This is a genomic window from Mesorhizobium marinum (genome assembly GCF_040813675.1).
Taxonomy (GTDB): Bacteria; Pseudomonadota; Alphaproteobacteria; order Rhizobiales; family Rhizobiaceae; genus Mesorhizobium_K; species Mesorhizobium_K marinum.
The window spans coordinates 466,013-492,618 of record NZ_JBFOCI010000002.1 but is presented as its reverse complement, the minus strand read 5'-3'; the positions used below and the strand labels follow the sequence as shown (position 1 = coordinate 492,618).

At 65.7% G+C, this 26,606-nt stretch carries 20 protein-coding genes; 12 read left to right on the top strand and 8 right to left on the bottom strand.

Annotated features, from left to right (window positions below; genetic code table 11):
- Positions 1-15: 15 nt before the first annotated feature.
- Both ABUE31_RS07930 and ABUE31_RS07925 read left to right on the top strand, forming a co-directional pair.
- Positions 16-2,070, top strand: coding sequence for a M3 family metallopeptidase (locus ABUE31_RS07930; protein WP_367722985.1), 2,055 nt, complete (start codon positions 16-18; stop codon positions 2,068-2,070).
- A 66-nt stretch (positions 2,071-2,136) separates the two neighbouring features.
- A complete protein-coding gene (locus tag ABUE31_RS07925) occupies positions 2,137-2,538 on the top strand; it encodes a hypothetical protein (RefSeq protein WP_367722984.1) in 402 nt (133 codons plus the stop codon).
- 121 nt (positions 2,539-2,659) lie between these two features.
- Here the strand turns inward: ABUE31_RS07925 and ABUE31_RS07920 are convergent, their stop codons facing one another.
- On the bottom strand, positions 2,660-2,932 hold the full coding sequence (locus tag ABUE31_RS07920; protein WP_367722983.1) for a hypothetical protein: 273 nt from the start codon (positions 2,930-2,932) through the stop codon (positions 2,660-2,662).
- Positions 2,933-3,117: 185 nt separating this feature from the next.
- Here ABUE31_RS07920 and typA point away from each other — a divergent pair, with 185 nt between their 5' ends.
- The 4 genes from typA to ABUE31_RS07900 all read left to right on the top strand — a co-directional run bounded on the left by typA (position 3,118) and on the right by ABUE31_RS07900 (position 11,968).
- Complete coding sequence (gene typA / locus ABUE31_RS07915) at positions 3,118-4,944, top strand: translational GTPase TypA (protein WP_367722982.1); 1,827 nt, start codon at positions 3,118-3,120, stop codon at positions 4,942-4,944.
- Positions 4,945-5,079: 135 nt separating this feature from the next.
- The gene (locus ABUE31_RS07910; RefSeq protein ID WP_367722981.1) at positions 5,080-5,694 is read left to right on the top strand and encodes a LysE family translocator; all 615 of its coding nucleotides are present in this window, start codon (positions 5,080-5,082) and stop codon (positions 5,692-5,694) included.
- Positions 5,695-5,804: 110 nt separating this feature from the next.
- Complete coding sequence (locus ABUE31_RS07905) at positions 5,805-10,568, top strand: NAD-glutamate dehydrogenase (protein WP_367722980.1); 4,764 nt, start codon at positions 5,805-5,807, stop codon at positions 10,566-10,568.
- Positions 10,565-11,968, top strand: a complete 1,404-nt coding sequence (locus ABUE31_RS07900) for an MFS transporter (RefSeq protein ID WP_367722979.1) — start codon at positions 10,565-10,567, stop codon at positions 11,966-11,968. Before ABUE31_RS07905 ends, ABUE31_RS07900 begins: the two co-directional genes overlap by 4 nt.
- A 22-nt stretch (positions 11,969-11,990) precedes the next feature.
- Here ABUE31_RS07900 and purH read toward each other — a convergent pair whose 3' ends face one another.
- The 4 genes from purH to htpX all read right to left on the bottom strand — a co-directional run bounded on the left by purH (position 11,991) and on the right by htpX (position 17,924).
- On the bottom strand, positions 11,991-13,607 hold the full coding sequence (gene purH / locus ABUE31_RS07895; protein ID WP_367722978.1) for a bifunctional phosphoribosylaminoimidazolecarboxamide formyltransferase/IMP cyclohydrolase: 1,617 nt from the start codon (positions 13,605-13,607) through the stop codon (positions 11,991-11,993).
- A gap of 88 nt (positions 13,608-13,695) precedes the next feature.
- Positions 13,696-15,414: a heparinase II/III family protein gene (locus ABUE31_RS07890; RefSeq protein WP_367722977.1), complete on the bottom strand. Its 1,719-nt coding sequence runs from the start codon at positions 15,412-15,414 to the stop codon at positions 13,696-13,698.
- Between the two features lie 147 nt (positions 15,415-15,561).
- Entirely contained in the window at positions 15,562-16,935 is a 1,374-nt protein-coding gene (locus ABUE31_RS07885) for an RsmB/NOP family class I SAM-dependent RNA methyltransferase (protein WP_367722976.1), read from the bottom strand.
- Complete coding sequence (gene htpX, locus ABUE31_RS07880) at positions 16,932-17,924, bottom strand: zinc metalloprotease HtpX (RefSeq protein WP_367722975.1); 993 nt, start codon at positions 17,922-17,924, stop codon at positions 16,932-16,934. The genes ABUE31_RS07885 and htpX overlap by 4 nt, the downstream gene beginning before the upstream one ends.
- Before the next feature lie 104 nt (positions 17,925-18,028).
- Here htpX and ABUE31_RS07875 point away from each other — a divergent pair, with 104 nt between their 5' ends.
- The 5 genes from ABUE31_RS07875 to ABUE31_RS07855 all read left to right on the top strand — a co-directional run bounded on the left by ABUE31_RS07875 (position 18,029) and on the right by ABUE31_RS07855 (position 22,967).
- Positions 18,029-18,232 carry a DUF1674 domain-containing protein gene (locus tag ABUE31_RS07875; protein ID WP_367722974.1) on the top strand — a complete coding sequence of 68 codons (204 nt, stop codon included), beginning with the start codon at positions 18,029-18,031 and terminating at the stop codon, positions 18,230-18,232.
- Positions 18,233-18,319: 87 nt separating this feature from the next.
- Positions 18,320-19,189, top strand: a complete 870-nt coding sequence (locus ABUE31_RS07870; protein ID WP_367722973.1) for a transglutaminase-like domain-containing protein — start codon at positions 18,320-18,322, stop codon at positions 19,187-19,189.
- 52 nt (positions 19,190-19,241) lie between these two features.
- Positions 19,242-19,691, top strand: a complete 450-nt coding sequence (locus ABUE31_RS07865) for a thermonuclease family protein (protein ID WP_367722972.1) — start codon at positions 19,242-19,244, stop codon at positions 19,689-19,691.
- 255 nt (positions 19,692-19,946) lie between these two features.
- Entirely contained in the window at positions 19,947-21,338 is a 1,392-nt protein-coding gene (locus ABUE31_RS07860) for a hypothetical protein (RefSeq protein WP_367722971.1), read from the top strand.
- Between the two features lie 360 nt (positions 21,339-21,698).
- The gene (locus tag ABUE31_RS07855) at positions 21,699-22,967 is read left to right on the top strand and encodes a class I SAM-dependent methyltransferase (protein WP_367722970.1); all 1,269 of its coding nucleotides are present in this window, start codon (positions 21,699-21,701) and stop codon (positions 22,965-22,967) included.
- 21 nt (positions 22,968-22,988) lie between these two features.
- Here ABUE31_RS07855 and ABUE31_RS07850 read toward each other — a convergent pair whose 3' ends face one another.
- The 3 genes from ABUE31_RS07850 to acs form a co-directional block, all read right to left on the bottom strand.
- Positions 22,989-23,156: a hypothetical protein gene (locus tag ABUE31_RS07850; protein ID WP_367722969.1), complete on the bottom strand. Its 168-nt coding sequence runs from the start codon at positions 23,154-23,156 to the stop codon at positions 22,989-22,991.
- Positions 23,157-23,245: 89 nt separating this feature from the next.
- The gene (locus ABUE31_RS07845; RefSeq protein ID WP_367722968.1) at positions 23,246-24,004 is read right to left on the bottom strand and encodes an MOSC domain-containing protein; all 759 of its coding nucleotides are present in this window, start codon (positions 24,002-24,004) and stop codon (positions 23,246-23,248) included.
- Entirely contained in the window at positions 24,001-25,956 is a 1,956-nt protein-coding gene (gene acs / locus ABUE31_RS07840; protein ID WP_367722967.1) for an acetate--CoA ligase, read from the bottom strand. The genes ABUE31_RS07845 and acs overlap by 4 nt, the downstream gene beginning before the upstream one ends.
- Before the next feature lie 339 nt (positions 25,957-26,295).
- Between acs and ABUE31_RS07835 the strand changes: the two genes are divergently transcribed.
- A complete protein-coding gene (locus tag ABUE31_RS07835) occupies positions 26,296-26,568 on the top strand; it encodes an usg protein (protein ID WP_367722966.1) in 273 nt (90 codons plus the stop codon).
- Positions 26,569-26,606 lie beyond the last annotated feature (38 nt).

Below are 26,606 nucleotides of genomic sequence, written 5' to 3'. Positions count from 1 at the left end.
CTCCTGGATAGTCTCATGACCACAACCGCCGCCGTCGATCTCGACAGCCATCCGCTCACTCACTGGGACGGACCATCGGGACTGCCTGACTTCACGCGCCTCAGCGATGCCGATTTCGGTCCGGTCTTTGATGCGGCTCTGGCTGCTCATCGGGCCGAGATCGACGCGATCTCGGATGATCCGAACGATCCGACAATAGAGAATACCTTCGTCGCGATGGAACTGTCGGGCGATGCGCTCGACCGGGTTTCCGCGATCTTCTGGTGCAAGGCAGGGGCCAACACCAACGACCAGATCAAGGTGATGGAGCGGGAAGTGGCTCCCAAGATGTCGCGCCACTATTCGGCGATCTCCATGAACGAGAAGCTGTTCGCGCGCATTGACGACCTGCATCGTCGTCGCCACACGCTCGACCTCGACCCGGCAACGCTGCGTCTGGTGGAGAAGAGCTGGAAGGGCTTCGTCAAGTCCGGCGCCCGGCTCGATGCGGACGGCAAGGCGCGCCTGGCGGCCATCAACGAGGAGCTTTCTTCGCTCGGCACGACCTTCAGCCAGAACGTGCTCGCCGACGAAAGCGAATGGGTGATGTTCCTGGAGGAGGGCGATCTCGCCGGGCTGCCCGGTTTCCTGAAGGACGCCATGGCGAGCGCCGCTGCCGAGCGCGGCCACGAAGGCGGGTATGCCGTCACCCTGTCGCGCTCGATCTACGAGCCGTTCGCGGCCTACTCCGAGCGCCGCGACCTGCGCGAAAAGGCATTCAGGGCTTTCGCGGGCCGCGGCGAGACGGGAGGCGCTACCGACAACGGCGCTGTGGTAGCCAGGATCCTCGCACTGCGCGCCGAGAAGGCGAACCTGCTCGGTTACGACAGCTATGCGGCGCTCAAGCTCGACGACACCATGGCCAAGACGCCGAAGGCGGTATTCGATCTCCTGGAGCCCGTCTGGGAAAAGGCGCGCCGCAAGGCGACCGCCGACGAAGCGGACCTGCAGCGACTGGCTGCCGCGGCCGGCAGCAACGACAAGCTCGCCGCCTGGGACTGGCGCTTCTACCAGGAACGCCTTCGCGCCGAAAAATATGCGTTCGACGAGGCCGAACTGAAGCCATATCTCCAGCTCGACAGGATCATCGAGGCGTGTTTCGACGTCGCGACGCGTCTGTTCGGCGTTTCCTTTGCGGAGAAGCAGGGCGTGCCTGCCTGGCATCCGGACGTTCGAGTCTTCGAGGTGCGCAATGCCGACGGGTCGCAGCGCGGGCTCTTCCTGGCCGACTATTTTGCCCGCCCGTCGAAACGCTCGGGCGCCTGGATGAGTTCGCTGCAGTCGGGCTACCGGCTCGGCTACGGCTCCGCGCCGATCATCTACAACATCATGAACTTCGCCAAGCCGTCGGCCGGCGAGCCGGCGCTGCTGTCGCTCGACGAGGCCAGGACGCTGTTCCACGAGTTCGGGCATGCGCTCCACGGCCTGCTGACCGAGGCGTACTGGCCATCGCAATCCGGCACGTCCGTGTCGCGCGATTTCGTCGAACTTCCCTCGCAGCTCTATGAGCACTGGCTGACCGTGCCGTCCGTGCTGGAGACCTTCGCGCGGCACTACAAGACCGGCGAGGCGATGCCGAAGGCCCTGCTCGACAAGATGCTGGCCGCCGCCACTTTCGACGCCGGCTTCCGGACGGTCGAGTTCACCTCGTCGGCGCTGGTCGACATGGCCTATCACGCCGAGAAGGACGCGCCGGCCGATCCGGCGAAGTTCGAGGCCGACACCCTGGCGCGGATCGGCATGCCGGACGCCATCGTCATGCGCCACCGCACGCCCCACTTCGGGCATGTCTTCTCTGGCGACGGATACTCGGCCGGCTACTATTCCTACATGTGGTCGGAAGTGCTCGACGCCGATGCCTTTTCGGCCTTCGAGGAAACCGGAAACCCGTTCGATCCGGATCTCGCCGCGAGGCTCAAGAAGAACATCTACTCGCCCGGCGGGTCGGCCGAGCCCGAAGAGCTTTACACCGCGTTTCGAGGCAAGATGCCTAGTCCGGACGCGATGATGGCCAAGCGCGGCCTGGCGTGATTTCCGTCAGGACGCTCCTGTTCCCTCGGGCCGCCGGGTTCGCCGTCGGCCAGGGGGTCCTTTGACATGGCGCGCCGAAGCTCTTTCGGCTTTCTCGGCCGTTTCGGCCGCTCCGAGGATCTTCGACGCCTGGACCTGGCGTTGCGTGGGGCCGATCTCCACCCGTCGCTGGTGCCGGAAGGCGTCAAGCTGGCGCTGGTCAACCTGCTGAAGGACCATTTCGGCGACGATCCGCCGGAAAGCGCCTATGCGCCGGCCGCCGCCCTCTTTGCCTACTGCGCCCTCGGGGCCGGCGCCTTCGCGCAGGCCAATGGAGACGAGGCGCTGGACGATGCGATCCGACGTCTCGACGAGGCGATGGAGCGGCCGCAGAGCCTTGACGCAGGCATCGTGCTGCTGGCCTTCCATGCGCGTCTGATCCAACCGGGGATCGTCGAACATCACGGCATCAGCGTCGATACCGACTGAGCCGTTTCAGACATTGGCTGCACGCCCCTCGACGGCAATCTCATAGGCTCGCAGGCGGCTTCGCACGGAGCCCGACCGGCTCTCCGAAATCCTTGTCGAGTCTGCCTGAGAACGAGCGCTGTCAGTCGGGGTAGCAGGCGAGCGGCACGTCGGGCCACTTTGCCTGCGCGCATCCGGCAGCGTCCTGCCGCTTCCCGAACGCCGTCGAGGTCGGCCCGGTCACCATCGGGTCGACGCCATAGGGCGCATCCGGATAGGCCTCCTGCGCGTCAGTCAAGAGTGCGACCGGGCGATCCACCTGACGGGTTCCCGTCGAATGGGCCACGCCAGCGGCGAGCAGCACCGCCACGGCCGAAGTGGCGATTGTCGTCCGGTAGATCCTGGAAAACGCCATGGTCATGCCCGTTAACTTTTCAGACGCCGAATCGATCCGCCGTGGTTAGCGATTCCTTGTCGCACGCGATGCCTAATTTTCGGTAACCACCCCGCCCCCTTTCGCAACTGCGAAAAAACATGTATGAGCCGCGCAACCGAAGTCGCGGCGCCGATACTCGCGCTGCCCACTCCCGAGATCAGATCATGAATATTCGCAACATCGCGATCATCGCGCATGTCGACCATGGAAAGACGACACTGGTCGACCAACTCCTCAAGCAGTCCGGCACGTTCCGCGACAACCAGCGTGTCACCGAACGCGCCATGGATTCCGGCGACATCGAAAAGGAACGCGGCATCACCATCCTCGCCAAGGCGACTTCGGTCGAGTGGAAGGACACGCGCATCAACGTCGTCGACACGCCCGGCCACGCCGACTTCGGCGGCGAGGTCGAGCGCATCCTGTCGATGGTGGATTCGGCGATCGTCCTGGTTGACGCGGCCGAGGGCCCGATGCCGCAGACGAAGTTTGTCGTCGGCAAGGCGCTCAAGATCGGCCTGAAGCCGATCGTCGTCATCAACAAGATCGACCGTCCCGACGCCCGTCACGTCGAGGTCGTGAACGAGGTGTTCGATCTGTTCGCGGCGCTCGACGCCACCGACGAGCAGCTCGACTTCCCGATCCTCTACGGTTCCGGCCGCGACGGCTGGGTTTCCGAGAACCCCGAGGGCCCGAAGGAGCAGGGGCTTACCCCGCTGTTCGACCTGGTGCTGCGCCATGTGCCGGCGCCGACCGTCGAGCCCGGCCCCTTCCGCATGATCGGCACCATTCTCGAGGCCAATCCCTTCCTCGGCCGCATCATCACCGGCCGCATCGCCTCCGGCACGCTGAAGCCGAACCAGGCGGTCAAGGTGCTGCATCACGACGGCACGCTGCTCGAAAACGGCCGCGTCTCCAAGATCCTTGCCTTCCGCGGACTCGAGCGCCAGCCGATCGAGGAAGCGCAGGCGGGCGACATCGTCGCCATCGCCGGCCTCTCCAAGGGCACCGTGGCCGACACCTTCTGCGACCCGTCGGTGTCCGGGCCGATGGCCGCGCAGCCGATCGATCCGCCGACCGTCACGATGTCGTTCCTCGTCAATGACAGCCCGCTTGCGGGCACCGAAGGCGACAAGGTGACGAGCCGCGTCATCCGCGATCGCCTGCTGCGCGAGGCCGAGGGCAACGTCGCCCTGAAGATCGAGGAATCGGCCGACAAGGATTCGTTCTACGTCTCAGGCCGCGGCGAACTGCAGCTTGCGGTTCTCATCGAGACGATGCGCCGCGAGGGCTTTGAGCTTGCCGTCTCGCGTCCGCGCGTGGTCATGCAGAAGGACGAGCATGGTCGCCTGCTAGAGCCGGTCGAGGAAGTCGTCATCGACGTCGACGAAGAGCATGCCGGCATCGTCGTCCAGAAGATGAGCGAACGCAAAGCCGAGATGGTCGAGCTGCGCCCGTCGGGCGGCAACCGCCAGCGTCTGGTCTTCTTCGCACCGACGCGCGGCCTCATCGGCTACCAGTCGGAACTCTTGACCGACACGCGTGACACGGCGGTCATGAACCGGCTGTTCCACGCCTACCAACCCTACAAGGGCGAACTGCCCGGCCGCACCAACGGCGTGCTGATCTCGAACGAAATGGGCGAATCGGTCGCCTACGCGATGTGGAACCTCGAGGATCGCGGCCCGATGGTGATCGACGCCGGCGTCAGGGTCTACCAGGGCATGATCGTCGGCATCCACAGCCGCGACAACGACCTCGAAGTCAACGTCCTGAAGGGCAAGAAGCTCACCAACATCCGCGCTGCCGGCAAGGACGAAGCCGTTCGCCTGACGCCGCCGGTCAAGATGACGCTGGAGCGCGCGCTCGCCTGGATCCAGGACGACGAACTCGTCGAGGTGACGCCGAAGACGATACGCCTGCGCAAGCTCTATCTCGACCCCAACGAGCGCAAGCGCTTCGAGAAGCAGCGGGTCGCAGGCGCCGCCTGACGCGCCCGACCAATCGCTGCCGTCCGGACACCTGGCGGCAGCGGATGTCAGGATCTTTGGTCTGAAGGTTTCCTGCATCTATGTCGGCCCGTTTCCGCCTGCTAGACTGCAATGTCGCAGGCGGAGGACACGGCCTTGGAACTGACCTCGCTTCTCATCTTCGCGGGCGCGCTTCTCGTCGCGGCGGGCTCGCCCGGCCCATCGATCGCAGCGCTTGTGGCGCGCGTCATCGCCAAGGGCTTCCGCGATGTCTTCCCGTTCCTTGCCGCGATGTGGATCGGCGAGGCGATCTGGCTGTCCATGGCCGTCTTCGGGCTGGCCTTCGTCGCCCAGACTTTCCATTTCGCCTTTGTCGTCGTGAAATGGGTCGGCGTCGCCTATCTGGTCTGGCTCGCCTGGAAGATGTGGACGGCGCCGGCCGTGGTGCGCGACGCCGGCATGCCGAGCGATGACTCGCCGGCGAAGCTCTTCTTCGCCGGCATGGCCGTTACCCTCGGCAACCCCAAGATCATGATGTTCTACCTAGCGCTCCTGCCCACCATCATAGATCTTGGCTCGGTGACGCTGCTTGGCTGGGCCGAACTGACCGCGACGATGGCGCTCGTCCTCATTGGTATCGACTGCGCCTGGGTGCTGGCCGCCGCGCAGGCGCGCCGGCTGCTTCGAAGCGAGCGGGCCATGCGCTTCGCGAACCGCGTCAGCGCCGCCACCATGGCGGGCGCGGCCGCCGCCATCGCGGCGCGCTCCTGAAGCGTCACATCCAGGCCAAACGAACGCACTATTCCTTCTGGTAGGCCAGTCGCCAAACCGCTGGCTTCTGCTACGATGCCGCAAAAGCATGCATGGAGGGAACAGACGCCATGGCCGACGCTCGGGCAAAATCCAAGGCCACGCAACGCAAGGCCGCGCCTCGACCCGGCCCCCTCGCACTCCGCCTCCTCGACCGTGCGCCTGCCGAGGACGTCGCCGCCTACGAGCCTGCCGTCCTGGCCAGGGCCGCGGCCCTGGCGGAAAAGGTGGTCATGTCGCATCGCAAGGGCGAAAGCGTCGTTTCGGTCGTCACCGACCCCGAGCTTGTGCGCGATGGCCGCCCGATGACGGCGGTCACCGTCGTCAACGACAACATGCCCTTCCTGTTCGATTCCGTGCTGGGCGAAATCGCGGACCGAGCCGGCGAATCGACGCTTGTCGCGCATCCGGTCATCGCCGTGAGACACGGCAAGAAGGGCGTCCTCGAAATTCTTCCCGACGGCGCCAAGGATGAGAATGTCGATCGACTTTCCGTGATCCACATTCATGTCAATGCGCTCTCCAGCGACGAAGGCGCTGCTCTGGAGGCCGGCCTTGCCAAGGTGCTCACCCAGGTTCGCGCGGCGGTCAATGACTGGAAGCCCATGCTCGCGCGGCTCGACCGGGCGATCTCGGAGTTCCGCTACCATCCGGTACCTCTAGATGCCCGGGCGGTCGACGAAGCCATCGCCTTTCTGGAATGGCTGCGCGACGACAACTTCACCTTCCTCGGCATGCGCGAATTCCGCTACTCGGGCAGCGAGAAGAGCGGCACGCTGACGCGATCGGCCAGTCCGGGCCTTGGCATTCTGTCGGACCCTGAGGTCCGCGTGCTCAGGCGCGCCGGGGGCGAGGCGACGACGCCGGAAATCCGCGCCTTCCTCTACGGGCCGGACGCCCTCATCGTCACCAAGGCCAACGCCAAGTCGGTCGTGCACCGGCGCGCCTATCTCGACTATGTCGGCATCAAGATCTTCGACAAGAAGGGCGCGCTGTCCGGCGAACTGCGTGTCGTCGGCCTGTTCACGTCGACGGCCTACACGCGCTCGGTGATGAAGATACCGCATCTGCGTTCGAAGGCCGAAAGCGTGATCCGGAAGTCCGGTTTCGATCCCGGCGACCACTCCGGAAAGGCGCTGATGAACGTCCTGGAAAGCTATCCCCGCGACGAGCTTTTCCAGGTCACGGTACCGGTACTGCGCAAGCATGCGGAAGCGATCCTCGGGCTCGTCGAGCGGCCGCGCGTGCGCGCGCTCTACCGCGTCGACCAGTTCGACCGCTTCGTCTCGGTCATCGTCTTCGTGCCGCGCGACCGATACGATTCCGTCGTCCGCGAAAAGATCGGCCGGTATCTGAAGGACGTCTTCGACGGACGCCTTTCGGCATACTATCCAGCGTTCCCCGAAGGCGGTCTGGCGCGCGTCCACTTCATCATCGGCCGCTCTGGCGGCAAGACACCCAAGATCGAGCCGGCGATGATCGAGGCTGCGATCCGCGACATCGTGACGACCTGGGAAGACGGGCTGCGCGTCGCCTCGGCAGGCGCCGGTCTGCCGGCGTCGCTCGTCAGTGTCGCCACCCATTTCCCGCACGACTACCAGAACAGCTTTTCGCCGGCGACGGCCCTGCTGGACGCCGAACGCATAGCGGCGATCGACGGCGCCAATCCGATCGCCATCGACTGGTATCGCGAGCGGGGGCGCAGGCCTGAGCAGGCGTCCCTCAAGATCTACCACCACAGCGCGCCGGTGGCCCTGTCGCGGCGCGTCCCGCTGCTCGAGAACATCGGCTTCCGGGTCATCAGCGAGCGGACCTTCGAGATCGACGCGGCGCCGGACGGGCCGGTCTTCATCCACGACATGGAACTCGAAAACGCATACGGCGGGCCGATCGATCTGGCAGATGGCGGCGCGCTGTTCGAACAGGTCTTCCTGTCGGTCTGGCGCGGCGATGCCGACAACGACAGCTTCAACGCTCTGGCGCAGACGGGCGGTCTCGACGTCGATGCGATCGGCGTTCTCCGCGCCTACGGCCGCTACCTGCAGCAGGCCGGCATTCCGCAGAGCCAGGGTTTCATCGCCGCGGTGCTCAACCGCTATCCGGACATCGCCCGCGGGCTGTTCGGTCTCTTCGAGGCGCGGCTCGATCCTAGAGCGGGCAAGGAAGGCGAGACCACGGCAAAGCATCTCAAGGCGAAGATCAAGGACGCGCTCGACGATGTCCCGAACATCGACGACGACACGATCATCCGCCGCTATCTGAACCTGATCGAAACGACCCTAAGGACCAACCACTTCGTCGCCGGCAAGAAGGAAGCCGGCCAGTCGCTGGCGTTCAAGCTCGAGTCCCGCAGCGTCGACGGGTTGCCCGATCCGAGGCCATGGCGCGAAATCTTCGTGTATGGCCCGGAAGTAGAGGGCGTCCACCTCCGCTTCGGACCGGTCGCGCGCGGCGGACTGCGCTGGTCGGATCGCGCGCAGGACTACCGCACCGAGGTGCTCGGCCTCGTCAAGGCGCAGCAGGTCAAGAACGCGGTCATCGTGCCGGTCGGTGCGAAGGGCGGCTTCTTTCCAAAGCGCCTGCCGGCGGGGGGCGGCCGAGACGCGGTCTTCGAGGCGGGCAGGGCGGCCTACGTCAATTTCGTCTCCAGCCTCTTGTCGATCACCGACAACATCGTCGGCGACATGGTCGTGCCGCCCGAGGGCGTCGTGCGCCACGACGCGGACGACCCGTATTTCGTGGTCGCCGCCGACAAGGGCACGGCCACCTTTTCGGACACGGCCAACGGCATAAGCCTGAAGCACGACTTCTGGCTCGACGACGCGTTCGCATCAGGGGGCTCCGCCGGCTACGACCACAAGGGCATGGGCATCACCGCACGAGGCGCCTGGGAGGCGGTCAAGCGGCATTTCCGCGAAATGAACCGCGACATCCAGACGACCTCGTTCACGGTTGTCGGCGTAGGCGACATGTCGGGCGACGTGTTCGGGAACGGCATGCTGCTTTCCGAGCAGACCCGCCTGATCGCGGCGTTCGATCACCGAGACATCTTCATCGATCCCGACCCAGACCCCGCCCTGTCGTTCGCCGAGCGCAAGCGCCTGTTCGACCTGCCGCGCTCGAGCTGGCAGGACTATGACAAGTCCAAGCTTTCCCCGGGCGCAATCATCGTCTCGCGCAGCCAGAAGTCGATCGTCCTGACGCCGGCCGCAGCCGCTGCGATCGGCCTGGAAAAGACGACGGCCGCGCCTGCAGAAATCATGCGGGCGATACTCAAGGCGCCGGCGGACCTGCTCTGGTTCGGCGGCATCGGCACCTATGTGCGGGCGGCCGGCGAGGCAAACCAGGACGTCGGCGACCGTGCGAACGACGCCATCCGGGTCGCCGCCGGTGAACTGCGCGTCAAGGTCATCGGAGAGGGTGCAAACCTCGGCGTCACCCAGCGCGCCCGCATCGAATTCGGGCTCGCCGGCGGTGCGTGCAATTCCGACGCCATCGACAACTCCGGCGGCGTGAACTGCTCGGATGTCGAGGTCAACATCAAGATCGCGCTCGCCTCGGCAATGCGCAGGGGATCGCTGTCGCGGCCTTCGCGCGACCGCCTGCTCGCCGACATGACCGGAGAGGTGTCCCGGCTCGTCCTCGAGAACAACTACCAGCAAACCCTCGCGCTTTCCGTCGCGCATCGCACCGGCATGGCCGACCTCCCGCACCAGGCCCGCTTCATGACGGCGCTCGAGGCGCGGGGCCTGCTCGATCGGGCGATCGAGACGCTGCCGTCGCCGGCCGCGCTCGCCGAGCGGGAAGCGCGCCGCGAGCCGCTGACGCGGGCCGAACTCGGCGTCCTCCTCGCCTATGGCAAGATCGTGCTGTTCTCGGACCTGGTCGCCAGCAACCTGCCCGACGATGCGCATTTCGAGCGCGACCTGTCGGCGTATTTCCCCGATCGCATGGAGAAGAAGTTCTCGGCCGACATCGCCTCGCACCGGCTGCGCCGCGAGATCATCGCCAGGGTCGTTGCCAACGATCTGATCAACCGGGGCGGGCCGTCCTTCGTCACGAGGCTGCAGGACGCAACCGGCCGCAGCGCCGCGGAGGTCGTTCGCGCATTCGCCGTGGTGCGCGACGGCTTCGACCTGCCAGCGCTCTACGCCGAAATCGACGCCCTGGACAACAGGATAGACGGGCAGGTGCAGCTCGACCTCTATGCAGCGGTCCGCAAGATGGTGCTCGCGGCCAGCGACTGGGACCTCAGGAACGGCAGCGGAACCTTGCCGCTCGCCAAGCAGATCGGGGCGCTCCGTGATGCCCGCAAGCTGCTCGAGCCGAAGCTCGCCGCACTGCTGCCCGGGTTCCCGCGCGAGCGCATGGCCGCGCGCAGGCTCGGCCTCGTGGAGGCAGGTACGCCGGAACAGCTTGCCGACCGGTTGGCGCTTCTGGACGCATCCCTCCTGATACCCGACATCATGCTTGCCGCCGGCAATGCCGGCTCCGATCTGCTCGCGACGGCCAAGGCGTTCTTCTCCGTGACCGACGCCTTCCGCATCGGCCGCATCGAGGATGCCGCGGGCGCGATCGCGACGTCCGACTACTACGAGCACATGGCGCTTTCGCGCGCTGTCGAGACGATCGGTGCAGCCAGGCGCGGCATCACGGTCTCCGCGCTCGCCGGCTTCGGCGGCAAGGGCGATCCGGTCGCGGCGTGGCTGCAGGCCGGCGGCGAGCATGTCGCACGGACCCGCGAGCGGCTGCAGGCGCTGACCGAAGGCGGCGACATCACCGTATCGCGGCTGTCGGTCGCGGCCGGCCTGATGAGCGACCTGGCTGCTTCATGAGCGAGGCCAGCGCAGCCGCGGCCGGCGTTTCGGCCGGCCAACCGAATACGCCCAGGCGCGGCATCTGGGGCTGGATGCTCTTCGACTGGGCAGCCCAGCCGTTCTTCACCGTGGTCACGACCTTTATCTTCGGACCCTATTTCGTCTCGCGCATGGCGACGGACCCGGCCGCCGGTCAGGCCGCGTGGGGCTACGGTATCGCCGCCGCCGGCTTCGCCATCGCTATCCTCTCGCCGGTACTCGGATCGATCGCCGACCAGACCGGCCCGCGCAAGCCGTGGATCGCGGCGTTCGCGGTCGTCAAGATTGTCAGTCTCTGCGCGCTCTGGTTCGCGGCGCCCGGCTCCAGCCTGTTCTGGGTGGTGTTCTTCTTCTCGCTGGCGTCGATTGCCGCGGAATTCTCCACGGTCTTCAACGATTCCATGATGCCGCGCCTCGTGTCGAAAGCCGATATCGGGCGCATCTCCAACGTCGCCTGGGGGCTCGGCTATCTCGGCGGCATGATCGTGCTGATCTTCGTCGTCGCCTTCATGGCGGGATCGCCGGAAACCGGCAAGACGATCATCGGCGTCGAACCCATACTCGGGCTCGATCCGCGGCTTGGCGAGGACGCCCGCGCCACCGGCCCGCTGTCGGCGGCCTGGTATTTCCTCTTCATCCTGCCGATGTTCTTCTTCACCCCGGATGGCGGCAGGGGCATGCCGCTCGCGCTGGCGGTGCGCCAGGGGCTTGCCGAACTGAAGGCCACGATCGGCGAGGTGCGTCAGCGCAGCGGCATCCTGCGCTTCCTGATCGCCCGCATGATCTACCAGGACGGCGTTGCCGCGCTGCTGGCACTGGGCGGGGTCTTCGCCGCCGGCATGTTCGGATGGTCGATCACGGAAATCGGCGTCTTCGGCATCATCCTGAACGTCGTCGCCATCTTCGGCTGCCTTGTCGCCAGCAGGATCGACACGGCGCTGGGGTCAAAGGCGGTGGTCATGGTGTCGCTGGTGATGCTCACGGTCGCGACGCTCGGCGTCGTCTCCACCGGTCCCGGCTACACGCTGTTCGGCGTCCTGCAACTGCCGGGCCCGGATACTGGCGGGCTGTTCGGCACGCCGGCGGAGAAGGCCTACATCGCCTTCGGCCTGCTGATCGGCCTGGCCTTCGGGCCCGTCCAGGCCTCGTCTCGCTCCTATCTGGCGCGCAGCGTCACCGCCGACGAAGCCGGGCGCTATTTCGGCCTCTACGCGCTCGCCGGCCGCGCCACCAGCTTTCTGGCGCCCTTCATGGTCGCCACGGTCACGGCGCTGACCAGCTCGCAGCGCTACGGAATGGCGATGATCCTGCTGTTCCTCGTGGGCGGCATGCTTGTGCTTTGGCCCACACCCTACCCGGCGGACAGGGCAGCCGACTGAGCGCCGCGCCCAGTTGGGTAGGCTAGTGGCGGAAATGCCTGACGCCGGTGAACACCATGGCGACGCCGTGCGCGTCGGCCGCGGCGATCACCTCGTCGTCGCGCATCGAGCCGCCCGGCTGGATCACCGCCGTTGCGCCGGCCTCGATGGCTGACAGAAGGCCATCGGCGAACGGGAAGAAGGCGTCTGACGCCACCACCGATCCCCTGGTCAACGGTTCGGCCAGTCCGGCGGCCTCTGCCGCATCGAGCGCCTTGCGCGCGGCGATGCGCGACGAATCCACACGGCTCATCTGGCCGGCGCCGATGCCGACCGTCGCCAGGTCCCTGGCGTAGATGATGGCGTTGGATTTCACGTGCTTGGCCACCCGGAACGCGAACTTCAGGTCCGCCATCTCCCTATCGGTCGGCGTGCGTCGGGTCACCACCTTCAACGCGAAATCGTCAACCACCGCGTTGTCGCGGCCCTGTACGAGCATCCCGCCGGCGACAGACTTGACCGCCATGCCCGCAGCGCGGGGATCGGGCAGTCCGCCGGTCACCAGCAGGCGCAGGTTCTTCTTCGCCGCGACGATGGCCCGTGCGTCGCCGCTGGCCTCCGGCGCGATGATCACCTCCGTGAAGGTCTTGACGATTTCCTCCGCCGCTTCCGCGTCGAGCGGCCGGTTCAGCGCGACGATGCCGCCGAAGGCCGAGACCGGATCGCAGGCGAGTGCCCTCAGATAGGCCTCCGTCAGCGTCGCCCCTTCGGCCACGCCGCAGGGGTTGGCGTGCTTGATGATCGCCACCGCGGCCGTGCGCGCCGGATCGAACTCGCCGACCAGTTCGAAGGCGGCGTCCGTGTCGTTGATGTTGTTGTAGGAGAGCTGCTTGCCCTGCAACTGCCGTGCCGTCGCGACGCCCGGCCGCTTCTCGCCGGTCACGTAGAAGCCGGCCTGCTGGTGCGGGTTCTCGCCGTAGCGCATGACGCTGTCGAGCTTGCCGCCGAAGGCGCGCCAGGTCGGATGCTCGACCTCGAGCGTTTCGGCGAACCAGCCGGAGATCGCCGCGTCATAGGCCGCGGTGCGGGCGAAGGCCTTGGCCGCGAGCTTCTGGCGAAACTCGAAGGACAGGCTACCGAAGTTCATCTCCAGCGCGCCGACCACCGAGGCATAGTCCTCCGGATCGGTGACAACCGCGACATAGGCGTGGTTCTTCGCCGAGGCCCGCACCATGGCCGGGCCGCCGATGTCGATGTTCTCGACGATCGACGCGTAGTCCGCGCCGGATTGCCGGACATCCTCGAAGGGATAAAGATTGACCACCACGAGGTCGATAGGCGCGATGCGGTGCACTTCCATCGCTGCGGCATGTTCGGGGTCGTCGCGAACGCCGAGCAGGGCGCCGTGCACGGATGGGTGCAGCGTCTTCACGCGCCCGTCCATGATTTCGGGGAAGCCCGTGAGTTCCGATACGTCGCGCACCGCCAGGCCAGCGGCGGCGATCGTCTTGGCCGTGCCGCCGGTCGAGACCAACTCGATGCCGGCCTTCGACAGGGCAGCGGCGAATTCGACCAACCCGGTCTTGTCGGATACGGACAGCAACGCGCGGCGCACCGGAACGAGATCGGGGGCCGGAATTCTCTTCGAGGCGACCGCCATGCGGGAGGCCTTTCGGTCTGTGAACGGGATGGCTGCGCGTAGCCGCTTGGACCCCGGAAATCAAGCGCGCGGCGCGATTGTCGTGGATTTACTGGGGAACGTCCGCCACATGGGTGCGCGTGAACTGCCAGCGGACTTCCGGCAGTTCGGACGCCTTGAACGCGAGGACGACCTGGCGGCTTCGCCGCGGACCGCCGAGGCCCGCGAAATAGATCGATTCCTCGATCTGGGGCGCAACCTGGCCGCAAGACATGACCCATCGGTCGGCGTTCGGGGCGGTGAGCACGAGGCGATCCTCGTCGTCCTGGTAGAGTTCGACGTCGGGATGCAGGTGAAACCGGATCGCGACGAGATCGCGCCCATTGTCGCGCGCGGGCGCTCCGCCGGCGCGCAGGAAGCGGTCGATGCCGGCCAGCACGTTTCCGCCAGACGTCAGCGACACGCCGCGCTCATGATAGATCGAGAAGCGGGCGACATAGCCGTCGTGGCTGGCGACGAAGCCCTGCGCTCCGGCTTCGTCGATCCGCCGGCATGGAACGTGCTGGGGACCGCCGATCAGTGGCGGGCTCTCCATGTCGTTGATGCGGATCGAATGGTTGAAGCGCGCCGAGGACGTGTCGTTGATCGTCGCGGTCGAGTGCGCGGCGGTAGCGCGCGCCAGCGGGCGGAACTCGGCGGCGCCATAGGTGTCGACGCCGCAATTGATGACGAAATGCTGCCGGCCCGAGGACATCTCGAAGGACAGGCAGCCGGCATGCGCTGCGTTCGACACGTCGATCGGCGGCGGTGGGCCGGTGTCGGCGATCACCGTCACGCCACCCATCGACAGCCGTTCATATCCGGAGTGCGGCGCGTGCAGAAGCGGGGCGCCCTCGGTGTCGTCATGGCGCAGGATCGCGGCGATGCGGTCGTGGATGGTTGCGCCCATGCCGTTGAAGCGGGCGAGTGCGCCGTCCTCGTGGCGGAAGAAACGAAGCGCCGGCAGCATGCGATCGACCGCGTGGATCAGCGCCGGCGGCGGCGTCTCGGCCTGGTTGGTGTAGGTGTAGCGCAGCGGCAGGAGGTCGGCGAGAAGCTCCATCACGGCCAGTGGGTTGCGCGAGATGTGCCCGCCATCGGGCAGGATCTGGCGCTCGAGCTCCTCGGCCAGGTTCCGGGTCGCGCTGCGCAGCGCCGAGGCGGGGGCCGGCAGCGAGAGCGCCGCGAACGCAAGCGCGATCCGGGCGCGCAGGCGGTCCTTGCCGTCCGGCATCTCGCGCGCGACAGAACGCAGATAGCGTATCTGGACGGCCAGCGACTTCAGATAGGCGCGATAGAAAGGAAACTCGGCGCCCTGCAGCACCACCGAGGAGTGCTGGAGCCAGGCGATGATCCGCTTGGCGGTCGTCGCGGGCTCCCAGGCGACGCCCGAGATGCTGCCGCCGTGTGCGGCAATCCAGTCGGACACCAGCGCCCGCGCATTGGCTGCCGCAAGCTCCGTGCCGGCCGCCCGCATATGCCGCAGCCACCGGAAGCCATGCAGCGTCTTCAACCAGCCGCGGTGCTGGACGTCTATCTGGAACGGCGAGCGCCCGCCGGTTTCGACCAGGTGCCCCGACAGCGGGAAGCGGCCGTAGTAGATCTCCAGGGCGATCTGCGGGTCGGCGAGGCGGAGATCCGGCGGCGCGATGAGAACGCGCTCCGGCGTCCGGCCGGAGTACCGCCAGCGGTACATCGGGCCGGCGCGCAGGCGACGGCGCGTCTTGCGCCACATTTCCTTTGCGACGAGCGCCCAGAGACGCGTCGTGTTGCCCGCCGCAGTCGCCAATGAAAGTTCCTCTCCCGCTTGAAAGCCTGGCCCGTCCCGGCCCTGGGCCCAGACACCCCCGGAATGACTAGTCGATTCAGCAGTTTATACGAGAGTGAATTTTACGTGAAGGCAACCCGGTGCTTTTTGGACAAATCCTGCCGGGATTCAGGCATTTCGGCGAAAGCGGGCCGCGAAGAAGCCGTCGAGCCCTGAAATGCCCGGCGTCGCAAGTTGCAGGTCCGCCGGCGTCGTCCTGAGGGTCCCGTCTTCAGAGAGAAACGGATCCACGCCAGCAATTTCGCCGGGACGGATGGGATCGGGCGAAACGTCGCCGGATTCGGCCGGAAGGTCGCGAAGGAGTTGCTCTCCTTCCGCGGGGTCGAGCGAACAGTTGGAAAAGATCAATCGCCCACCGGGCTTCACCAGTTTTGCCGCGGCCTCGATCATCCCTGCCTGGAGCGCGGCCAGCTTCGCGACGTCTTCGGCCGATTTGGTCCAGGGAACGTCGGGATGTCGGCGAACAGTTCCGGTCGACGAGCAGGGCGCGTCGAGCAGGACAGCATCAAAAAGCTCGTCGGGCGCATATGACAGCAGATCGGACTGCACGACGGTCGCCGTCAGGCGCAACCGCTCCAGGTTGCGGACGAGCCGCGCCAGGCGGTTCCTGGAGACGTCGAGAGCGGTCACGTCCGCTCCGGCGAGGGCGAGCTGCGCGGTCTTGCCGCCGGGAGCCGCGCACAAGTCGGCGACGCGCCTGCCCGCGACGTCGCCGAGGAGCCGTGCCGGGAGGGCGGCTGCCGCGTCCTGCACCCACCAATCTCCTTCGGCGAAGCCCGGCAGGTCCGATACGTTTGCCTGCAGCTTCTCGACGCGTACCGTCCCGGTCGGCAGCACGAAGCCGCCCAGCCGTCCGGCCCAGCCTTCCGGATCGGTCTTGACGGTAAAATCGACTGGCGCTTCCACCCTGTGCGCGGCCAGGATCGCGTGCGCCTTCGGCTCGCCATAGGCATTGACCAGCATGTCGGCGAACCACGGCGGCGCGTCCAGGGTGGCATCGAGCATCGGGCCGAGTTCGCTTTCCTTGCCGCGCGCAAGCGAACGCAGCAGGCCGTTGACGAGCGCGGCGAAGCGGGCCGTGCGCGGGTCACCCTTGGCATGGGTGACGGCGAGGTCGACCGCTGCGCTGTCTGGAACGTCGAGGAACAGGATCTGCGCGGCCCCGACATGCAGGATATGCGTGAGCGTGCTGGCGTTGGGCGGCAGCGGCCGTTCGAGCCGTTTGGAGATCAGCTTGCCGATGGTGACGCGGAAGCGCAGAGCGGTGGTGAGGATTGCGCGCAGCAGGGCGCGATCGCGGCCATCGAGCGCAAGATAGTGAGGATGGCCGTTGTCATTGTCGGTCAGGCCATCGAGTGGCGTCCTGGCGTCGACGACGATCGAAAGCAGCTTTGCCGCGGCCATGCGTACCGGCAGCCCGGGCACGTCGGAGGCGACTGCGGGCTTGGGCTTCCGGACGGTTCCGTTCGGGCGGCGGGTCACGACCACCGGCCCCTGGGGCCGGTCGGGTTGCGGCCCCAGGGGTTGCGCTTCGGTTTCTCCGGCCGGGCCGTCGTCCGGCCTGCCGACCACGGTCCCTCGCCTGCCTGGGGTTCCGCGTCGGGCTGCGGCGCATGCACCGGTTCCGGTCCCTCCTCGGCCATGGCCTGGAGGGCGCGGATGCGGTTCTCCGTGTTCGGGTGCGTGGAGAACAGGTTGTCCATCCGCTCGCCGGACAGCGGGTTGATGATGAACATATGCGCCGTCGCGGGATTGCGCTCCGCGTCGGGGTTGTGGATGCGTTCGGCGCTCCTGGCGATCTTGGCGAGCGCCGAGGCAAGCCACAAAGGCTGGCCGCAGATTTCGGCGCCGCGCCGGTCGGCGGAGTATTCGCGCGTGCGGCTGATGGCCATCTGCACGAGCGCGGCGGCGAGCGGCGCCACGATCATCGCGACCAGCGTGCCGATTGCGCCGAGCGGATTGTTGTTGTCGCGATTGCCGCCGAAGAAGAGGGCGAAGTTGCCGAGCATCGAGATCGCGCCGGCAAGCGTGGCGGTGATCGTCATGGTCAGGGTGTCGCGGTTCTGCACATGCGCCAGTTCATGCGCCATCACGCCGGCTACCTCCTCGTAGGTCAGGCGCTCGAGCAGGCCGGTGGTCGCGGCGACGGCGGCGTTCTCAGGGTTGCGTCCCGTCGCGAAGGCGTTGGGCTGGTCGCTCTGGATGAGATAGGTCTTCGGCATGGGCAGGCCGGCACGCGCGCTGAGGTCGCGCACGATGCCGTAATATTCTGGCGCGTTGCTCTCGTCGACCTCGACGGCGTGGTGCATTTTCAGCACCATCTTGTCGGCGTTCCAGTAGCTGAAGAAGTTCATGCCTGCGGCCACCAGCAGGGCGATCATCATGCCGCCGCCGCCGCCGATCATGTAGCCGATCGCCATGAACAGGGCGGTCATGAACGCCAGAAGCATGGCCGTACGCAGGATGTTCATCGCGATCTCCGTTGGAAGCTGCCGAGGTGCACTCGATCGAGCCCTGACTTGCACTATATGATGGGAGAGTCACCTCCCTCTTTCAACGATCGCATAGGGGAAATATGGACCAGCACGAGCAACCCGCGGGCCCTGGCCGCAAAGCGAGGACGCCAGCGGCGGAGCGGGCGCTGGCCGAGGCGGAAATCCGCCGTCGCGCCTACCTCGAAGAGGAGGCCGCGCGTCCGGTGGAACGGGGCGGCCGCGGCGGCAAGGAACCGATCCGCTATGGCGACTGGGAAGTGAAGGGCCTCGCAACCGACTTTTGAACGACCGGCACGCCCGACGGGAACAAGCGTCGCGCCCGAGCGTTGAGCATCGAATTTTCCGAAATGCCAACGCTGCGAGGTTCAGCCATGCTTATCCGGCTCGGCTATGAAATTGCCATCGAATGCGAGCAGCGGACACCTGTCGTATCGCTCCTCGATATCCATCGCGACAGGCAGTCGGACATCAAGCGGCAGACGCGCGTGCTGACGTCGCCGTCGGTCGTTTCGACGGTCTATGAAGATCGCTACGGCAATGCCTGCCGGCGCTTCACCGCGCCGCAGGGTGCGTTTCGCATCCTCTATGACGCCGTGGTCGAGGACTCTGGCGCACCCGACGAGGAGAACCGACTGGCGCGCGAGACGCCGGTGGAGGACCTGCCGAACGATGTGCTCGGCTACCTGCTCGGCAGCCGCTATTGCGAGACCGACCATCTGAGTTCGCTGGCCTGGAACCTGTTCGGAGGCATGCCGCCTGGCTGGGCGCGGGTCCAGGCGATCGTCGACTACGTCCATAGCCGGCTGTCCTTCGGCTACGGCTATGCCCGCTCGACCCGCACCGCGGCGCAGGCGCATGAGGAGCGGGTCGGCGTGTGCCGCGACTTCGCGCATCTCGCCATCACGCTTTGCCGCTGCATGAATATACCGGCCCGCTACGTGAACGGATATCTCGGTGACATCGGCGTACCGGAAGATCCCGCCCCGATGGATTTTTCGGCCTGGATGGAAGTCTTCCTGGACGGAAGGTGGTACACGTTCGATCCGCGCCACAACCGCCCGCGCATCGGCCGGGTGGTCATTGCGCGCGGCCGCGACGCAACCGACGTTCCGCTGCTGCACAGTTTCGGACCGCATCGTCTGTCGCTGTTCAAGGTCTGGACCTACGAGCAGGAGAGCCATCCCGCCCGGCCGCCGCATGACCGTGTTGACCGCACGGCTGACGCGCAGGTTCTGGCCTAGGCGCGACCGACCCGCTATTGCCATGTCAACATGAGAGGAATAAATTCCTCTCATGTTGTGTCATCCGCGATTCGCCATCGTCCTTGGACTGCTCGGCGCGCTTGCGCCGCAGACCGTATCGGCCGCCAAGGTGTTTCGTGGCCCAGTGGACGCGATCGTGCTGGACGTGCTCGACGGCGATACGTTTCTCGCCGAGGCCGTTGTCTGGCCCGGGCACAGGGTGAAAGTGAACATCCGCATCCGCGGCATTGACGCACCGGAGATGAAGGCCCGATGCGACGACGAGCGGGTGGCGGCCGAAAGGGCGCGCGATGCACTGGCGCTGATCATCGGCTCCGGTCCGGTCTCGATCTCGAACATTGCCGGTGCGAAATATTACGGCCGCGTGCTGGCGGACGTCGCCACCGCCGACGGGCTCGGCGTGGCGCCACGCCTTCTCGGCGAAAAGCTGGTCCGCCCGTATCACGGTGGCCGACGCGACCCCTGGTGTGGGCGCCGCTGATCCGGCGAGGGACAGGGCGACGTCCCGTTCCGGCACGTCTTCGTTAATGGCCACGACCGGGTTGCCCGGCAGGGTAAACAACTGGTTAGCGAATTCGTTCGAACGACCAATATTTAACCCTTTGTTCACCATGAATCCGTGCCAAGTCGTTTATTTTCAATGCGTTAGATTTTGATCTCAGTAGACGCCGCAGGGATCGGCGAGATGGCCGGATTCCTGCTCCACCGCGTTCGGATGCGCGGATGGAGGCATGGAATGCGGCAGTTCACGGCACAGGCCGTTAAGCAATTCGGCGGCAATCGCTCGGGCAGTTTTGCGATCATGATGGCGATGGTGCTCGCGGCGCTGACCCTGTCGGCCGGTTATGCGGTCAATCTCGCGCAACTCTACAATGTCCGCTCGGCGCTCCGGCAGGCGCTCGACTCGGCGGTCACCTCGACCGCCCGGGACATCACGACCGGCGTCATCGTCGTTGACGACGCACGCTCCTGGGTGGAGCTCTTCCTCAAGACGAATGGCGCGCTGACGATCATGGACGGCGAGCGGATCGTGCTCGACCGTATCGCCGTCGACAGGGTTCAGGGCACCCTGGAGGCGTCGGCCTATGTCGACGTCGCGCTCTATTTCCCGCTGTTCGGAGCGGACAGCGAAAAACGCGTCAGGTCTGAATCGGCTTCGCTCTATTCCGACAGGAAGATCGAGGTGGCGATGATGCTGGACGTGACCGATTCGATGTCGGGCTCGAAGATCAGGGATCTCAAGACAGCGGCCAGCAACGCCGTCGATGCGCTGACCAAGAACCAGAGCAAGACGAACCCGCGGGTGAGGATCGCGCTTGTTCCGTATTCCGACGGCGTCAATGTCGGGGCGCTGGCCAAGGACGTCGTCTTCGTGGAGAAGGCGGGCGGATACGACCTGCCGCCGCCGGTCGACGCCAAGAAGGCGGAGATCGACGCCAACACCGGCGCCTGGACCGACACCTGCGCAACCGAACGCAAATCTGCGGACCTCAAGGCCGATTTCAGCGACGACGCCCCGGATGCCAAGCGCGTGCGCCTGATCGACGGAAAGGAACGCGAGTACCTTGCTAGGGTCAATCGCGACGACCGGCTCAACAGTTGCGCCAAGGCAGTGCTGAAGCCGCTGAGCGACGACGCCGAGGCATTGAAGACGCAGATCCAGGACTTCTCCGTCGCCGGCTACACGGCCGGCGCCACCGGCGTTCAGTGGACCTATTACATGCTTTCCCGCAACTGGCGCACAGCGATCAGGAACGCGGGCCTTGGCGACGGACCGGCTGATGCAGATCCCAGGAACGTGGCCAAGATCGCCATCCTGATGACCGACGGCGAGTTCAACACCGCGCATGCCGACGTCGTCGGCGACAAGACCGTCGTGCGCAAGCAGAACGCGAAATCGCGCTCCTACGCCGAGACCCTGTGCGACAACATGAAGAAGGACGGCATCGAAGTCTTCACCATCGGCTTCAAGCTGAACTCCAGCGCCGCCAGGGCAGTTCTGAAGAACTGTGCTTCGCCCGACACCGGTTCGCTCAAGCGCTACTACGAAACGTCGAGTGGCGAAGAGCTCAACGAGGCGTTCCTGACCATTGCCCGCAACATCGAGGCGCTGGTGCTGACGCAGTGAGCATCGCATGAAAAGCACGGGGCCGCCTCATGGAGGCGGCCCCGTGCTTTCGTCCGTGGCGCGGCTCGTGGCCGTAGCGAGGCTATCGGCCGCGCATCATGCCGCTGTCAGGAAGGCTGCTTCCCGAAAGGGCAATCCGCTCGAGCCACGCTCTGGAAACCGAAACCACTCGACATCGGATCACCTCCTTTCGTTTCGTTGAACACCCATCAATGATGGGGTCGCGGATCAAGGATGACAAGGGTGAAACGACAGGAATTCTGACGGACAGTTCGCGACCGGCGCCGAATCCGCGGCGCTTGTGCAGGAACGGTTCACCCGCCATCATGCGACCCCAGCCCAATGTCGTCGGGAGCAGGCATGAAGAACGGGGAGAGGGCAGCCCGGATCGTCCGCACCTTGGTCGAGGAATTGCGGCCAGGCTTCGCGGTGCGGCTTTGGACGGGCGAACGCATCGGGCTGGCCGACGGCCCTGTCCTGGCGATCAACGACAGCGGAATCGTCGGCAGGGTCCTGAGGCGCCCCGTCTTCACCACGCTGCTCGAGCTTTGGGTATCGAAGGCGATCGACGTCGAAAACGGCACGCTGTTCGACATCGTCGAGCGTCGGCCGAACGGCAACCTGAAGGCGGGGCTGCGACGCATCCCCAAGCGAAAGCTGTTGCGGGACCTGCCCCTGCTTGCCCTTTCCCGGGGCTCAAAGTCCGCTGCCGAGGGGCTCGCCGGGCGCAATCCCTACGTGAGCGGCTCCAACAAGGAGGCGATCACGCACCACTACGACATCTCGAACGACTTCTACCGACTCTTCCTCGACGAGCGCATGGTCTACAGCTGCGGCTACTTCAAGGATTTCGACAACGACATCGACCAGGCGCAGTTCGACAAGCTCGATCACATCTGCCGGAAGCTGCGGCTGAGGCCCGGCGAAACGCTGCTCGACATCGGCTGCGGCTGGGGCGCGATGCTGATCCACGCCGCCAAGCACTACGGCGTCGTCGGCCACGGTGTGTCGCTGTCGGAAGCGCAGACCGAACTGGCGCGCGATCGCATCCGCGCCGAGGGCCTCGAGGACAGGATCACGATCGAGGTGAAGCCGTATTCCGAACTCACTGGTCGGTTCGACAAGATTTCATCGATCGGCATGTTCGAACATCTCGGGCTTGCCAATCACGAGGCCTATTTCCTCGCGGTCGGTCGACTGCTCCGGCCGGGCGGCATCTATCTCCATCACGCCATCACCCGGCGCATGAAGCGCGACCGGCGCGCCTGGCGGCGCAAGGCGCCGGCCTACAAGGCGCTGATCAAGTACATTTTTCCCGGCGGCGAGGTCGATCACATCGGCATGACCGTCGAAAATCTCGAGGCCTACGGGTTCGAGGTGCACGATGTCGAGGATCTGCGCGAGCACTATGCCCGCACTTGCCGGCTCTGGGCGGAACGGCTGCATGCCCGCTTCGACGAAGCCGTCGCCGAGGTAGGCGAACCGAAGGCGAGACTCTGGCTCCTCTACCTCACGGGCTGCTCGCTCGGCTTCGACGGCGGCTCGGTGCTGATATACCAGACGGTCGCCACGAAACGCGCGCGCGGACGCAGCGGGCTGCCGCCGACACGCGCCGACCTCTATCGCTAGAGAGGATCGGGTCGCGAGGCGTCAGTACTTCTTGGTGCAGGTGCCGTTGGCGTCCTTCGACAAGCACTCATTGCAGAACTCGCCGTACGTCGGCTTGCCTTCCCGCTCGTCATAGTCGCTGGTAGGCCAGTTCTGGCAGTTGGTGCAGAAGTGCCACGTGTCCTTGCCATTGCGTTTCCGATATTTCATCGCGCGCTCCAATGTTGACAGTGACCGACGGGAATCGGCGCGCAGAGGTTGCGATATACAATCAAGAATTGCAATAGAAATGCATGCAACTATTGCGGGATCAGCCGCATGGCGTCACCCAGCCTGATCCGGCCCGGCCTGGTCACCGCGCAATAGACGCCAAGGTTGTGGGCGTTGTGCTTCACGAGCGTGCGCAGGATGTCGGGATCGTTGGCAAGGCCGTCCTGAGCGATGATGGTGAAGCCGCAGCGGCGGCAGGCTTCGGTCACCGTCAGTTCTAGCGCTCCGATCGCGATCCTTCGGCCGACCCATTCCGTTTCCGGGAAGCGCCCGGCCGCCGGTTGCAGGTCGACCAGAATGTTCGGGCGGAAGCGCCTGGTGTCAGGGTCGCCGGTCGGATGCAGACGCCGCACCTCCGCCAGCGAGGCGGTCGTCAGGAGGTGAATGGGATCCTTGATGTAGCGGGGCGCGGCGACGATCCCTTCGCGCGCGCGGTCCTGCCGGTACGGCCGGATGGATACTGCGAACCCAAGAAAGGCGCTGGCGGCGCGGTCGGCCGCTTCGCCGGGCGCCGGAAGCCAGTTGCCCCCGGGCACCATAACCTCCAGACCTCCGCCTTCGCCGATCCGCGCGGCGATCAGCGGCGCGCCGTGCCACTTGCGGTCGGCGTCGGGGCTGGCGATCTCGCCCGTCGATGCATCGACCAGACCGAACAGGCGGTCGCCTTCCGCGCCGGCGGCGTCGACCGCCATCTCGTCAACGCTTTGGCCGGCGAGAGAACTCGCCGGATAGCGCCAGAGCCCCGAGACGAGCCCAGGGCCTTCCTCGCGATCGTCGGGGCCGCTCAAGCCTTCCTGTTCTGACGGTTGGCGATCAGGTCGTCGACGACGGTCGGATCGGCAAGCGTGGAGGTGTCGCCGAGCGCGCCGAACTCGTCCTCGGCGATCTTTCTCAGGATGCGCCGCATGATCTTGCCCGAACGCGTCTTCGGCAGGCCGGGCGCGAACTGCAGCTTGTCGGGCGTGGCGATGGCGCCGATCTCCTTGCGCACATGCTGCACGAGTTCGGCCCGCAGTTCGTCTGAAGCCTTCTCGCCCGCCATCAGAGTGACGTAGCAGTAGATGCCTTGTCCCTTGATGTCGTGCGGATAGCCGACGACCGCTGCCTCCGAGACCTTGGGGTGGCTGACCAGCGCGGATTCCACTTCGGCCGTGCCCATGCGGTGGCCCGAGACGTTCAGCACGTCGTCGACGCGGCCCGTGATCCAGTAGTAGCCGTCCTCGTCGCGGCGGCAGCCGTCGCCGGTGAAGTATTTGCCCTTGTAGGTCGAGAAATAGGTCTGCACGAAGCGCTCATGGTCGCCATAGACGGTGCGCATCTGCCCCGGCCAGGAATCGATGATGCAGAGATTGCCGTCGGCGGCGCCCTCGATGACCTTGCCGTCGCCGTCGACCAGTTGCGGCTGGACGCCGAAGAAGGGGCGCGTTGCCGAGCCCGCCTTGAGCCTGGTCGCGCCGGGCAGCGGAGTGATCAGGATGCCGCCCGTCTCGGTCTGCCACCATGTGTCGACGATCGGCACCTTGCCTTCGCCGACAACGTTGAAATACCACTCCCACGCCTCGGGGTTGATCGGCTCGCCGACGGTGCCGAGCAGCTTCAGCGACTTGCGCGAGGTCTTCTTCACATGCGCGTCGCCCGCGCCCATAAGCGCGCGCAGCGCCGTCGGGGCGGTATAGAAGATGTTGACCTTGTGCTTGTCGATCACTTCCCAGAAGCGCGACATGCTGGGGTAGTTGGGCACGCCCTCGAACATCAGCGTGGTCGCGCCATTGGCGAGCGGCCCGTAGACGATGTAGCTGTGGCCGGTCACCCAGCCGACATCGGCCGTGCACCAGTAGACGTCCCCGTCGTGGTAGTCGAACACGTACTGGTGCGTCATCGACGCGTAGACGAGGTAGCCGCCCGTCGTGTGCAGCACGCCCTTCGGCCTGCCGGTCGAGCCAGAGGTGTAGAGGATGAACAGCGGGTCTTCCGCCTTCATCTTCTCTGGCGGGCACTGCGCCGGCACGCTCTCGATCTCGTCGTGGTACCAGAGGTCGCGGCCCTCGGCCCAGCTGACCTTGCCGCCGGTGCGGCGCACCACCAGAACGTTCTTGACCTTCACCTTCTGTCCGGCGGCGATCTCGACCGCCTTGTCGGTGTTGTCCTTGAGCGGGATCGGCCTGCCGCCGCGCAGTCCCTCGTCCGCGGTGATCACGAAGGTCGATTCGCAGTCGACGATGCGGCCGGCCAGCGAATCCGGCGAGAAGCCGCCGAACACCACCGAATGGATGGCGCCGATGCGCGTGCATGCGAGCATCGCGTAGGCGGCCTCGGGGATCATCGGCATGTAGATGGTGACGCGGTCGCCCTTCTTGACGCCGTGCTTCTTCATCACGTTGGAGAGGCGGCAGACTTGGTCGTGAAGCTCCCGATAGGTGACCTTCTTGTCATGGTAGGGGTTGTCGCCCTCCCAGATGATTGCGACCTGGTCGCCGCGCTTCTTGAGATGGCGATCGATGCAGTTGTGCGAGACGTTCGTGACGCCGTCCTCGAACCACTTGATCGAGACCTTGCCCTTGAAGGAGGTGTTCTTCACCTTGGTGTACGGCTTGAACCAGTCGATCCGTTTGCCGTGCTTGGCCCAGAACTTGTCCGGGTTGGAGACGCTTTCGCCGTACCACTTCAGATAGGTGTCGTTGTCGATCAACGCGCGCTTCTTCCACGCAGCCTGAACCTTGTGGACGTGAACGTCGGACATTTTCGTCTCCCTCCCCGGAATCATCCGCCGCGATGGCGGGCGTCGCGGTGAGAACTCCGCGAGCGGCGGCACCTAATAACAATTCTCCGCCTATTATCAATTCCCGCGGGGTCGCAACATTAGACGTTCGGCCGTTGCGGGCAGGCGCCTCATCGCCCTGGTCCGCTCGGTGGGCCATTCTCGGGACCCATATCAGCACTCTTGGGCTCCTGCTGCCAACTATCTGGAATCGTGACGGTTTTTGCCTGTTGACCAGACTTTTTGGTAGACGGTCGAGGAAACTTGCATGACACTCGATGGCGCGAGGGACACGAATCTTCAGGCGACAGGGGACCAGGGATGCGCGATCACGCAGAGATGGAATTGATGCTCAAGGGCTACGGGCTGACCACCGCCCACATTCTCTATCACATGCCCGACCACCCGCATCTTCTGCAGAGCTACATCTGGCAGGACTATGACCTTGCCCCTCGGTTTCCGGCGCTGATCCGTTTCGTCGAATTCTGGAGAGCCAAGCTCGAGGGACCGCTCCATTCGGTCCGCTACACGCACAAGAAGCTGATCTCTGCGACGGAGTGGCGCAACGTCACCGGAGAACTCGCGCTCCACTGACGCGTCGGAGCGTTCCCTGTCGGTCCGGCCCGCGCTGA